General features: G+C 74.1%; 10 protein-coding genes. 2 read left to right on the top strand and 8 right to left on the bottom strand.

Annotated elements, in window-relative coordinates; all coding sequences use genetic code 11:
• Window positions 1–9: 9 nt before the first annotated feature.
• The 5 genes from manA to OG447_RS11445 form a co-directional block, all read right to left on the bottom strand.
• Window positions 10–1,167 carry a mannose-6-phosphate isomerase, class I gene (gene manA, locus OG447_RS11465; RefSeq protein ID WP_266936383.1) on the bottom strand — a complete coding sequence of 386 codons (1,158 nt, stop codon included), beginning with the start codon at window positions 1,165–1,167 and terminating at the stop codon, window positions 10–12.
• Between the two features lie 40 nt (window positions 1,168–1,207).
• Entirely contained in the window at window positions 1,208–2,341 is a 1,134-nt protein-coding gene (locus tag OG447_RS11460) for an SIS domain-containing protein (protein WP_266936382.1), read from the bottom strand.
• A gap of 78 nt (window positions 2,342–2,419) precedes the next feature.
• Window positions 2,420–2,605, bottom strand: a complete 186-nt coding sequence (locus OG447_RS11455; protein WP_037797711.1) for a Trm112 family protein — start codon at window positions 2,603–2,605, stop codon at window positions 2,420–2,422.
• A 541-nt stretch (window positions 2,606–3,146) separates the two neighbouring features.
• Window positions 3,147–4,517 carry a phosphomannomutase/phosphoglucomutase gene (locus tag OG447_RS11450; protein ID WP_266936381.1) on the bottom strand — a complete coding sequence of 457 codons (1,371 nt, stop codon included), beginning with the start codon at window positions 4,515–4,517 and terminating at the stop codon, window positions 3,147–3,149.
• 77 nt (window positions 4,518–4,594) lie between these two features.
• A complete protein-coding gene (locus tag OG447_RS11445; protein WP_266936380.1) occupies window positions 4,595–4,963 on the bottom strand; it encodes a DUF3499 domain-containing protein in 369 nt (122 codons plus the stop codon).
• 186 nt (window positions 4,964–5,149) lie between these two features.
• Between OG447_RS11445 and OG447_RS11440 the strand changes: the two genes are divergently transcribed.
• On the top strand, window positions 5,150–5,533 hold the full coding sequence (locus OG447_RS11440) for a metallopeptidase family protein (RefSeq protein ID WP_266938836.1): 384 nt from the start codon (window positions 5,150–5,152) through the stop codon (window positions 5,531–5,533).
• 119 nt (window positions 5,534–5,652) lie between these two features.
• Here the strand turns inward: OG447_RS11440 and OG447_RS11435 are convergent, their stop codons facing one another.
• From OG447_RS11435 to OG447_RS11425, 3 genes are all read right to left on the bottom strand, one after another.
• On the bottom strand, window positions 5,653–7,146 hold the full coding sequence (locus tag OG447_RS11435) for a DUF5719 family protein (protein ID WP_266936379.1): 1,494 nt from the start codon (window positions 7,144–7,146) through the stop codon (window positions 5,653–5,655).
• Window positions 7,143–10,766, bottom strand: a complete 3,624-nt coding sequence (locus tag OG447_RS11430; RefSeq protein WP_266936378.1) for a glycosyltransferase family 2 protein — start codon at window positions 10,764–10,766, stop codon at window positions 7,143–7,145. Before OG447_RS11430 ends, OG447_RS11435 begins: the two co-directional genes overlap by 4 nt.
• Window positions 10,767–11,020: 254 nt before the next feature.
• Window positions 11,021–11,284 carry a WhiB family transcriptional regulator gene (locus OG447_RS11425; RefSeq protein WP_003983763.1) on the bottom strand — a complete coding sequence of 88 codons (264 nt, stop codon included), beginning with the start codon at window positions 11,282–11,284 and terminating at the stop codon, window positions 11,021–11,023.
• Between the two features lie 628 nt (window positions 11,285–11,912).
• Here OG447_RS11425 and OG447_RS11420 point away from each other — a divergent pair.
• Window positions 11,913–12,452 (top strand): cysteine dioxygenase family protein, encoded by a 540-nt coding sequence (locus tag OG447_RS11420; RefSeq protein ID WP_266936377.1) that lies wholly within the window; start codon window positions 11,913–11,915, stop codon window positions 12,450–12,452.
• Window positions 12,453–12,459: the final 7 nt, after the last annotated feature.

Here is a 12,459-nt window from a genome sequence, read left to right as displayed (position 1 = left end):
GAGGCTACGTCAGACCACCACGGTGGCGCGGAAGACGGTACCGGTTCCCGACAGTTCGACTGCTTCGCCCGCCGGTACGAAGACGGACTCGCCTGGGGCCAGGGCCAGTTCGCCGGCCTTCACGGAGCCCGCCGTGCAGAGCAGGATCTGCGGGGCGCCGCCGGGGAGGGTGCGGGAGGCGCCGCCCGGTGCGAGGAGGAAGCGGGAGAGCCGGAATTCGTCGATGGGGTTCTCGTAGACCTCTTCGGCGTCGCCCTCGGGGCGCAGCACCTTCGGGTCGCCCGACTCGAACTTCACGATCTTGAGCAGTTCCGGTACGTCCACGTGTTTGGGGGTGAGCCCGGCGCGCAGCACGTTGTCGGAGTTGGCCAGCAGCTCGACGCCGAGGCCCTCGATGTAGGCGTGCGGGACGCCCGCGCCGAGGAACATCGCCTCTCCGGGCTGGAGTTGGACGTGGTTGAGCAGCATGGCCGCGATGACCCCGGGGTCGCCCGGGTAGTCGTGGACCAGGGTGGCGTACGCCTTGTACGGGCCGCCCAGGCGTTCGGCGGCGGCCGCGGCCTCGGCGACGGTGGTGGCCATCTGCTCGCGGTCGGCGGTGAGTACGGCCGTCAGCACCTCGCGCAGCGCGGCGTCCTCGGGGTGGGCCCGCAGCAGGTCGGCGTACGGCTTGAGGGAGTCGACGCCGAGGCCTTCGAGGAGGTCGGCGGCCTCGTGCGGGGCGCGGAAGCCGCACAGCCCGTCGAACGGGGTGAGCGCGCAGATCATCTCGGGCTTGTGGTTGGGGTCCTTGTAGTTGCGGTGGCCCGCGTCCACGGGGACCCCGCGGCGCTCCTCGTCCGCGTAGCCGGCCTTCGCCTGTTCCAGGTCGGGGTGGACCTGGAGGGAGAGCGGGGCGCCGGCGGCGAGGATCTTGAGGAGGAAGGGCAGCCGGGGGCCGAACTTGGTGACGGCGGCCGCGCCGAGTTCGGCCTCGGGGTCGGCGGAGATGACCTCGGACAGGGTGGTCTCGCCGGAGCCGCGGTCGAGCCGGGAGGGGGCGCCGGGGTGGGCGCCCATCCACATCTCGGCCTGGGGCTCACCGGTGGGTTCAATGCCGAGGAGCGTGGGGATCGCGGTGGTGGATCCCCAGGCGTAGGGGCGGATCGTGTTGGTCAGGCGGTCCATCGTCGTCTTCCTGGATAGAGCCGGGCAGGAGAAGTGTGCCTCAGCTGTGTCCCCCGGAAGCCAACGCCAGGTAGGCGGTGGCGAAATCCGTGACGGCGAGGAGCTCGGCGAGCTGTTCCAGCTCGACGCCCTCCTCCGGTTCGAGCTCGCTGATGGCCGTGTCGTGGCTGAGGGCGAGCTCGCGTGCGGCGGGGGCGGCGCTGAGGCCGCCTGCCGGCCGGTCACGCAGCAGGACGATGCGGGCGCGCAGGGCCTGGGGCTCGTCGACCCGGTCGCGGAAGAAGTCTTCGGGATCGGCTCCGGCGGCGAAGGCCCCCGCGAGCAGGACGCCGTGGGCGGGGAGGGCCTCGGGCAGGACGGCGGCGAGCGCGGGGCGCCCGGCGAGCTCGGCCAGGGTCGCGGCGAAGCGGCGGCCCGCGGGTCCGGCGCCGACGCCCTCGCTCCAGATGAGCGGGAGGGAGTCGGCGAGCTCGGCGGCGAGGGTCTTGGCCGGGTTGGAGTAGGTGGCGATGGCGGGCCCGCAGCGTTCGGCGGTGCGGTCGAGCCGGTCGGCGACGAGCTGGAGGGCGGCGGGGTCGGCGGTGATCAGGCCGACCTTGTCGAGGAGCACCAGCAGCGGTGTCAGCAGGGCCCACAGCGCGCCGGGTCCGGCCGCGGCGGACTCGTCGTACTCCTGGTACGGGGCCTTGGCCATCGGTACGAGGAGCCCGTGCGCCCCGTCCACGGCCTCGCTCAGCGGTGAGCGCTCGGGGGCGACGGCGACGACGTTGCAGCCTCGCCGGTAGGCCTGCTCGGCGAGGACGGCGAGCCCGGGCTCGGTGCCGTCGGTGGTGGCCAGGAGCAGCAGGTCGACCGGGCCGACCCAGCCGGGCAGTGCCCAGCGCAGGGCGCCGGCGGCGTGCGCGACGCCGGCGGGGTCCAGCCGGATGACGGGGGCGGAGGCGCCGGCGAGGGCGCCGAGCAGGTCGGCGACGCCGGTGGCGGCGGTGCCGGGCCCCGCGATGAGGACGGCACGGGGGCGGCCGTCGGGGTGCAGGTCCGCGAGGCCCGCCTCGGCCGCGTGCCGGGCTGCGGTACGGACCCTGGCGCCGGCCTCGGCGGCGCCGCGGAGCAGGCCGCGGCGGTCGGCGCGGGCGAGCGCCTCCGGTGCGTCGAGGAGCGACTCGTCGAGCATGGCGGCCTCCGGCTGTTGTGTGACGGAACCAGTCTGCGCGTCCGGGGCGGTGCCGGCCCGGACGCGGGCCCGGGGGGTTCAGGCGGGGCGGCGGGCCTCGTCCACGAGGAGCACGGGGATGCCGTCGCGGACCGGGTAGGCGAGTCCGCAGTCCTGGCCGGTGCAGATCAGCTCGGGAGCCGTCTCGTCGGCCGACTTGTCCTCAAGGGGCGAGTGGCAGGCGGGGCAGGCGAGGATCTCCAGAAGACCGGCTTCGAGCGGCATGGGGCGGTTCCCTTCGAACATGCGGTTTGGGCGAGGTCAGCGTACCGCCGAGTCACCTCCGGTGCGGTCCGAAGGTGTCCGCGTTGCTCCGCCGTCGGGCGGGTGCGGCGCCGGGTCACCTCCGGTGCGGTGCGGAGTCCCGGGGCTGCGCCCCGGGAGACCCCGGCTCCGCCGGGCACCGGGCTCTGCCCGGAGCCGCGCCTCAAACGCCGGCGGGGCTGGAGGTGCGGGTACCGGGGCTCTGCCCGGAGCCGCGCCTCAAACGCCGGCCGGGCTGGAGGTGCGGGTACCGGGGCTCTGCCCGGAGCCGCGCCTCAAACGCCGGCCGGGCTGGAGGTGCGGGTACCGGGGCTCTGCCCGGAGCCGCGCCTCAAACGCCGGCCGGGCTGGAGGTGCGGGTACCGGGGCTCTGCCCGGAGCCGCGCCTCAAACGCCGGCCGGGCTGGAGGTGCGGGTACCGGGGCTCTGCCCGGAGCCGCGCCTCAAGCGGCGGCGGGCCTGGATGGGCGGGGCTGGAGGTGCGGCCCCGCCCGGCGTCGGCTCAGGCGCGGATGAGGGCGAGGACCTCGTCGCGGACCTTGGCGAGGGTGGCGGTGTCGCGGGCCTCGACGTTCAGGCGCAGGAGCGGTTCGGTGTTGGAGGCGCGGACGTTGAACCACCAGTCGGCGGCGGTGACGGTCAGGCCGTCCAGCTCGTCCAGGGTGAGGTCGCCGTGGGCACCGTACGTCTCCTTGACGGCGGCGAGCCGGGCGGCCTGGTCGGCGACGGTCGAGTTGATCTCGCCGGAGCCCGCGTAGCGGTCGTAGGAGGACACCAGGTCCGACAGGGGGCCGTCCTGGCCGCCGAGGGCCGCCAGCACGTGGAGCGCGGCGAGCATGCCGGTGTCCGCGTTCCAGAAGTCCTTGAAGTAGTAGTGCGCCGAGTGCTCGCCGCCGAAGATCGCTCCCGTCTTGGCCATCTCCTCCTTGATGAAGGAGTGGCCGACGCGGGTCCGTACCGGGCTGCCGCCGTGCTCGCGGACGACCTCGGGGACCGACCAGGAGGTGATCAGGTTGTGGATCACGGTGCCGGTGTTGCCGTTGCGGTCCAGCTCGCGGGCCGCGACCAGGGCGGTGACGGCGGACGGGGAGACGCCCTCGCCGCGCTCGTCGACGATGAAGCAGCGGTCGGCGTCGCCGTCGAAGGCGATGCCGAGGTCGGCGCCCTCGGCGAGCACGCGGGCCTGGAGGTCCACGATGTTCTTCGGGTCGAGGGGGTTGGCCTCGTGGTTGGGGAAGGTCCCGTCCAGCTCGAAGTACATGGGGACGAGGTCCAGCGGCAGGCCCTCGAAGACGGTGGGCACGGTGTGGCCGCCCATGCCGTTGCCCGCGTCGACGACGACCTTGAGCGGACGGATGACAGTGAGGTCGACCAGGCCCTTGAGGTGCGCGGCGTAGCCGGTCAGGGTGTCCTGCTCGGTGACGGTGCCGGGGACGGTGCCGGGGGCGATCGCGGGCGCGCCCTCGTCGCTCCACTTCTCGGCGAGCTCGCGGATCTGCCCGAGGCCGGTGTCCTGGCCCACGGGGGCGGCGCCGGCCCGGCACATCTTGATGCCGTTGTACTGGGCGGGGTTGTGCGAGGCGGTGAACATCGCACCGGGCAGGTTCATGGAGCCCGAGGCGTAGTACAGCTGGTCGGTGGAGCACAGGCCGATCAGGGTGACGTCCACGCCCCGGGCGGACGCGCCGCGGGCGAAGGCGCTGGACAGGCCGGGCGAGGAGGGGCGCATGTCGTGGCCGACCACGATCGCCGTGGCGCCGGTGACCTCGACGAACGCGGCACCGAAGAGTTCGGCCAGGGGCTCGTCCCACTCGTCCGGTACGACGCCACGCACGTCGTACGCCTTGACGATGTTCGAAAGATCTGCGGCCACTGCCTGCCCTCCTGAAGGTCCTGTGCGGACAGCAAACCTACCTTGAACGCGGAGCAGGTTTTCAGACGATCTGAGCGTCAGGAGTCCGGCGAACGCAGGACGCGCAGGTGTCCGCGGCGGGTCTCGCCGGTCACCGGGCCGCCGCGGCCGCCGGGCTCCACCGCGCGCTCGGGCGGACGGGCGGCCTCGCGCACGGCGTTGGCGAGGGCTTCGAGGTCGTCGCCGCTGGGGCGGGACGGCGCCGAGCCGTCGGACAGCCGGACGACGTCCCAGCCGCGCGGGGCGGTCAGGCGCTCCGAGTGCTCGGCGCACAGGTCGTAGCAGTGGGGTTCGGCATAGGTGGCGAGCGGGCCGAGGACTGCGGTCGAATCGGCGTAGACGTACGTCAGCGTCGCGACGGCAGGGCGGCCGCACGCGGTGCGCGAACAACGACGTACAAGGCTCACGACGTTGGACGGTACCGCACTCTTGACCGGGCCGCGACGACGCTCCCACCGCTCACTCCCCCGTGTCGTGCCGAGAGCTACCCTGCGGGGGTGACCGACAGCCCGCTGCCGCCCCGTCCCGCCCAGCCCCCGACCGGGGCCCCCGCCGAGCCGCGCCCGCGTCGGCGGGACCGGCACGGGCGCGGGATGCGCGGGCCGGTGGCGCCGCCGCAGGTGCCGCTGTCGGCGAGCCGGGCGGAGCTGTTCGGGGACCTCGTACGGGACTCCGTGGAGCGGCTGGAACGGCGCTGGCCGCAGCTGGCCGAGGTGGAGTTCCTGATCGGGGACGTCCCGGGCCCGCCGGGCGGCCCGGACGCCGGCTGGAACGACGAGGCGGTGCCGCTGGGCGCCCTGTACGAGTCCCGCGAGGGGCGGCCCGCCCGGATCGTGGTGTTCCGGCGGCCGGTGGACATCCGTACGAAGACGCGCGACGAGAAAGCGCTGCTGGTGCACGAGATCGTGGTCGAGCAGGTGGCGGAGCTGCTGGGGCTCTCGCCGGAGACGGTTGATCCGCGTTACGGGCAGGACTGAACCCGTTTTGGCTGCGCCGGCGTCGTAAGGTGCGGCGCCGTTGCGGGGGCTCTGCCCCCGAGCCCCCGCGCCTCAAACTCCCCCAGACTCCGTCGGGGGGACCCCCGGGCGAGGCTGAACTACCCCGTCAGCACCGAGAGGTCTTCCGTGGCCCTCGGGACCGAGACCGTGGAGTGGTCGTCGGACAGGGTCTGGACCGTGAACATCGCGATGTCCTCGTGCGGGAGGGACAGGGTGCGGGCCGCGTGGACCGGGCCGCCCGAGAGGGTTTCGACGGTGAGGGCGTAGGAGCCCTTTCCGCCCGCCGGGGCCAGTGACACGGGCTGTGTCGTGCCCGCCTTGACCACGACCTCCTGGGAGGCGGGCTCACCTCCGCCGGTGGTCGGCGAGGCCGTCACCTTGACCTTCGCGTCGGCCGTGCCGGGCACCGTCAGCGAGAGCAGGGTCGCCTTCTCCTCGGTCCGGTTGTCGGCCACGGTCGCCCGCGCGCCCACCGGCCCGGTCGCCTGGACGAAGCCCAGCTCCTGCTTGGCGCCGCTGCCGCGGACCACGCGTACCGCCGCGACCACGGGTGCGGCCTTGCCGGCGTCCGCCGGGGCCAGCAGGAGGGAGCCCGCCTCGCCGCGGGTCAGGTCCTTGAGGTCCACGCTCGCCGTCATGCCGGCCTTGACGTGCAGCTGTTCGTTGCCCGCCGGGCTGATGGCGCCGTTCGGTCCGGCCAGCCGGAGCTTCAGGTCGGCGTCCTCCTCGCCGGGCGCGAAGACGACCAGCCGTACGGAGGCGGCGTCCGCCGGGATGCCCGGGAGCACCAGCGAGCCCGCCGGGTCGGTGGAGGCCGCCAGCCAGTCGGCGCCCACCCCCTCCTCGGCGACCTGCACCGAGGCGCCGACGCGGCCCGCACGGGTCGTCACGTGGGCGGTGGCGTCCGCGAGCTGGGCTCCGGGGGCGAGGGAGGAGAGCAGGACGGACTTGGTGGACTTCGGGTCGATCCGGATGTTCTCGCTGGTGCCCTGGTCGGGCTTGGCCAGCCCGTCGGGGCCGAAGAGCCTGATGTCGACGACGGCCGCGGCGTCGTCCGGGTTGGTGAGGTGGACGTAGTCCTCGCGGCCCTTGGCCGTGCTCACCCCGGGGAACCAGAAGTCGGTGCCCGGTGCGGTGCAGCCGGTCCCGAGGACGCCGCGCGCGCGGCCGACCGAGACCTTGGTGGTCAGCTGCGCGGTCCAGCCGGGGGCGAGGACGCCCTCGGCGCTGCCGGTCAGCGCGGGCGCGTCGGCCCCGGTGGCGGTGGCCCCCGCGGGCTTGCCGACCTCCTTGAGCTCCAGCACCGGCTTGGCGTCCTTGTTCGCGCCGAGCAGCCGGGCCGCGCCCTTGCCCTCGGCGGATCCGGCCGCGCCCGGGGTGAACGCCGTGTACGTGGTGTCCGCGATGTCCGAGGTGCTGGGCGCGGGGCACACCAGCAGGGACCGCTCCACCGGCATCCGGGCGGCGGCGGCCGCCGCCTTGCCTTCGGCGGCCTTCCCCTCGGCGGCGGGAGCGGTGAGGGAGGCGATGCCGGTGACCGCGGCGAGGGCCGCGGCCACGGCCGCCAGCGTCAGAGGTGCGCGCTGCTTCACTGCTGGGGGCTCCCGTCCGGACGCACGTCGTGCTGGGGGTGGGGGTCGTACTGGGCGTGGGGGTCGTACGGCTGCTCGTACGGGTAGGGGTACGGCTGCTGCTGCGGGTAGGGGGTGTCGTACACCGGCGCGCCCTGCTGCGGGTAGGGGTACGGCTCGTACTCCGGCGCGGGCGTGTAGGGCTGGGCCGGCTGCTGCTCGTAGGCGTAGCCGCCCTGGTCCGGCTGCGGCTGGTAGGCGTAGGCCTCCTCCCCGTACACCGGCTGCGCCGGGATCTGCGCGTACGGGTCGGCGGCCGCGGCCGTCTCCACGGGCGCGGCGGGGGCGGGCTCCGCCTCCGCGCGCAGCCGGCGGGCGCGGCGGCCCGTTCCGGCCTCGCCCGGGCCGGGCTGGGAGGGCAGTACGGCCTCCTCCTCGGGCAGGTCGTCGTCGAGCCGCGCCCGGCGGCCCGGCAGGGCCATGACCAGCAGTACGAGGGCGAGGAGGCCCTGGGCCCAGTGCCAGGCGGTGCGGGTCAGCGAGGTCTCGTGGACGAGGTCGAGGCGGCCGCCGGCGGCGGGCAGTTCGAAGCCCTGCGCCCAGCCGTCCAGGGTCTTGGGCTCGAGGGGCTTGCCGTCGAGGGTGGCCTGCCAGCCGGGGGCCGCGCGGTCGGCGATGCGCAGCACGCGGCCCGCCTCGCCGGCCGGGATCTTGCCGTGGGCCTCGACGGGACCGGAGGCGACGGGGATGGGGGCCTCGCCCGCCTTGCCGGGGACGATGACGGCGCGGGGCAGCCAGGGTTCGACGCCCCACAGTGCGGTGCCGTCCTGCTGGTGGCGCCGGCTCAGGCCGGGGGTGGCGTCGAGGACCCGGCGGATCTCTTCGGGGCCGCCGGGCCGGAACATCACGAAGCGGATGGCGTAGGCGCTGAGCTGGCTGGACTGGTCGGCTCCGGAGCCGGCGACGAGGTTGGAGACGACCTTGTCGAGGCGGGGGTCGCTGCCGCTGCGGGCGGCGGTCTCCGCGGCGCCGAGGCGGCCGCCGGAGCCCCGGACCAGGCTGTAGGAGATGGTGGCGGGCGAGCCGGGGTCGAGGATCAGGGTGCGGGTCTGGTTGTCGTCCCCGCCGGCCTCGGCGACGAAGGCCGGGACCTGTACGGGGTCGCGCCGCTCCAGCGGGCCGTCGGCGCCGGCGAGCAGCCAGCCGGCCGCGCCGAGGACGGGGCCGGCGGCGGCGGCGAGGGCGATGAGCGCGGCGAGCGGCTGGCGCCAGCCGAAGCTGCTGGCGGCGACCCGCTCCTTGGCCCCGTCGGCGCCGAGCGCGGCGGCCGCGAGGAGGGCCAGGCCGTAGAGGAGGGTGGCGGGGCCCGCCCAGGCCGTGCGGTTGAGGAGGACGGCCAGCGGCAGCGCGGTCAGGGCGACGGCCCAGGCGGTACGGATGGCGAACTGCCGGTCGGTGCGGAGCAGGGCGGCGAGGGCCGCGAGGACGATCCCGGCGAGCAGCAGGCCGCCGGAGGTCCCCGGGCCGCCGGGGCTGAGGCCGAGCAGGTCCAGGGCGGTGGCGGAGCCGGTTCCGTAGGGCAGTCCGGCTTCGCGCAGGAAGCGGCCGGGGTCGGTGAGCAGGCCGAGCGACCAGGGGGCGAGCGCGAGGAGGGGCACGGCGAGGGTGGCGAGCAGCCGCGGGCCGTACGTCTTCCAGTGCGCGCGTTGCAGGACGAGCGCGGCGGTCCCCAGTACGGCGGCCAGTGGCCAGACGACGGGGGTGAAGGCGGTGGCCAGGGTCAGCAGCAGTGTGTACGTCCACACCGCGCGCCAGCCGCCCTTGGCGCCGCCGCGGGCTTCGCCGTCACCGAGGGCGAAGGCGGAGACCGCGGCGCGGGCGGTGAGCGGCAGCAGGACGGCGAGGACGGCGGTGCCGAGGCGGCCGCCGGCGAGGGCTCCGGTCACGGCGGGGAGGAAGGCGTAGGCGATGGCGGCCCAGGCGCGCAGCAGGCGGGATTCGACGAGCGGCCGGGACGCGAAGTAGGCGGCGAGTCCGGCGAGCGGGACGGAGCCGACGAGCAGCAGGGTCAGGGCGGCGTGGGTGGAGCCGAACAGCAGGGTGGAGAGGGCGCCGAGGACGGCGAGGTAGGGGGGTGCGTCGGCGGTGGAGCCGGTGCCTACGGCGTGCCAGGTGTCGGTGTAGCCGCGCCAGAGGTCGAGGCCGCTGTCGGGGGCGGGGAGCAGGGCGCCGCCCATGAGGGAGCCGCCGCCGATCAGGGAGCGGCAGGCGGCGAGGGAGACGAGCACGAGCAGGCCGAAGAGGACGGGCGCGGGGTTGCGGGCGATCCGCTTGAGGCGCGCGAAGCGCTCGGTGGTCTCCGGGTAGTCGCCGTCCTCGCCGGGCGCGGTCAGGACGCTGGCCGCGCCGTGCCGTCCGGCGGCGGCGGACTCGGTGTCGCGGTCGCCGCCGAAGTATCCGGCGAGCTGTTCGGCGTTGGCCCGCAGCGAGGCGCCGGGCGGCGGGAAGAGGGGGCGCAGTTCGGCGGCGGGGACGGCGGGGCGGCGGCGGGCCCTGCGGGCGGTGAGGACGCGGCCGGGCCGGAGCAGGGTGGCGAGGAGGCCGGTGAACTCGTCGACGGCCTGGCCGGGGGCCTTGCCCACGAGGTAGGCGAGGGTGCGCAGCACGGTGCCGAGGAGCAGGCGCAGCAGGACGTAGGGCAGGGCGCGGCCGGAGCTGTTGGCGAGCATCGTGTAGACGGCGCCGGCCTTGTCTACGCGGTGCGGGCTGGACGTCGTACGTCCGGCGCAGTCGACGGTGCGGCGCTCGCGGGCGGAGGCTTCGGCGTGGCGCAGGACGGCGTCGGGGGCGATGAGGACGGTGTGGCCGGCGCTCTGTGCGCGCCAGCAGAGGTCGACGTCGTCGCGCATGAGGGGCAGGCGTCTGTCGAAGCCGCCGAGGGCGTCGTAGACGTCACGGCGCACGAGCATGCCTGCGGTGGAGACGGACAGGACGGGGCGGACCTGGTCGTGCTGGCCCTGGTCCTGTTCGCGGCGGTCGAGCCCGGTCCAGCGGCGGCCGCTGCGGGCGATGCTGACGCCGGCTTCGAGGAGCTGCTTCTTGTCGTACCAGCCGCGCAGTTTGGGGCCGATGACGGCGGCGTCGGGGTTCTCCTCGGCGACGCGCAGGAGTTCGGTGAGGGCGTCGGGCTCGGGGGCGCTGTCGTCGTGGAGGAGCCAGAGCCACTGGACGGGTTCGCCGTGGGGGAGTTCGGGTAGGTCGTAGGCGTCGTCGCGCCAGGTGCGGCTGACGGGGTCCCAGCCGCTGGGGCGCTTGAGGTAGGGGAGGTCCTCGGGGGTCAGGGTGCCCGCGGTGCGGGCGGCCTCCTCGACGGCGGCGCCGAATCCGGTGCGGCGGGCGAGGTGGAGGACCCGGTCGTCGCCGAGGGCCTGGTGGAGCAGGCTCGCGGAGTCGTCGGCGCTGCCGGTGTCGGCGGCGATGTGGTTCTGGGCGGGGCGTTCCTGGCCGAGGAGGCCGGCGAGCGTCCGGGGCAGCCAGCGGGCGCCGTCGTGGGCGACGAGGACCGCGGTGACGACGTGCCGGGGGAACTCGGGGGTGGCGGGGGCCTGGTGGGAGGCCGTCGACTGGCTGTGCAGGGACATCGCGGTACGGGCCCTCCGGCCGGGGGTCCGGGGGTGGTGTGCCCTCGGAGGCTGCTGGACAGGCGGCCCAGACTAACGGCTGGCAGCAGAGCGGTCCGCCTCCTGCGGGGAAGGTGCGGGAGGCGGACCGTTTGCTCCAGCCGGTGCTCCGTCGGAGATGCGGCTCGATATGCCGTGCGATGGATCGTGTGACGGGTCCTGCGATGTGTGCTGCGATATGCGGTCGGCGGCTTGCGGGGAGTGCCTCGGGAGCCTCAGACCGCTGCCTTTTTCAGACGGCGCCGTTCGCGCTCGGACAGGCCGCCCCAGATGCCGAATCGCTCGTCGTTGGCGAGGGCGTACTCAAGGCATTCGGAGCGGACTTCACAGGCCAGGCAGACCTTCTTGGCCTCGCGGGTGGAGCCGCCCTTCTCGGGAAAGAAGGATTCGGGGTCGGTCTGGGCGCACAGAGCGCGCTCCTGCCATCCGAGCTCCTCGTCCGCCTCCTCGACCAGCAGTTCCTGAAACAGCTCGGTCATGTGCGCCCCTCGCTCTGTCTGTGCGTCCCCGTGGTGTTGCCGTCACTGATCGCTACGTAACGACACGAGTGAAATTACAAGTGCGTGGCTCCGGAGCAGTCAAGCCGAGATCTGCTATTGGGCCCCTTATTCACTCTGCGGAACCAAGCGTATGCAGAAAGTGTTCATATCGCCAAAAATCGTGACACATGCAACGAGCGACACAAGATCCCGTCTTCACCTGTAATCCACGTGCCACCCTGCGGTGCGGTTGCGATCAAGCGGGTGAAGCGGCGCAGATCACATTCCGGTCACGACATGGCGGGACGGGTTTGAGCCCGGCCAACGCGGCACATCCCCCGGCCCGGACTGCACAAACCTTTCTCCCTGCACAGCAACCGGATGAGGTGAAACTTTTGCCCCAAACCAGACATTGGGTTGACAGTCCGACCCCCGACCCGTTCTCCTTGTTCGCATGTCAGTGACCGCAGCCACCCCCGGGACCCCCATTCGTGGGTTCCTGTGCGCTGCCCAGGTTCACTGTTGCTGTTGCAGCTGTTGATGCCCGTGGAGCCACGGCTCCGCTGAGCTCCGGCCAGCCCCCACAGCAACCGCCAGCACCACTGACATCCGTCGAGGTACCTCCACGATGAACAGCACCACCACCCCCCTCACGAAGCTCACGAACACCGAGAGCGACCTGCAGATCGCCGGCGACATCCTCGCCGTCCAGCACCTCCTCCAGCCCGCCCGCGAGCACCCGGCCACCGTCGCCGAGTTCGCCGGCCTCGCCCGCTCCGTCGCCGATGACCGTGCCTCCTGGGAGCACCTGGTCCAGTACGACGCCACCACCCGCTGGTACCACCGGCTGCGCACCGGCCCCGGCTACGAGGTCTGGCTGCTCAGCTGGGTCCCGGGCCAGGGCAGCGGCCCGCACGGCCACGGGGACTCCTCCGGCGTCATGACCGTCCTCGACGGCGAGCTCACCGAGCACAGCCCCCGCGGACGGCTCTCCCTGCGCGCCGGCTCCCAGCGCGTCTTCGCCCCCGGCTACGCCCACGAGGTCGTCAACGACACCCTCGACGGAGCGGTCAGCCTGCACGTGTACTTCCCCGGCCTCACCGAGATGCCGATGCACAGCTGCTCCCCGGCCGGTTCCGAGGCCGAGCCCGAGGCCGTCTCCGCCTGAGCCCCGC

It is taken from the genome of Streptomyces sp. NBC_01408 (assembly GCF_026340255.1).
Lineage (GTDB): Bacteria > Actinomycetota > Actinomycetes > Streptomycetales > Streptomycetaceae > Streptomyces.
This window is presented reverse-complemented; position numbering and strand designations above follow the sequence as displayed.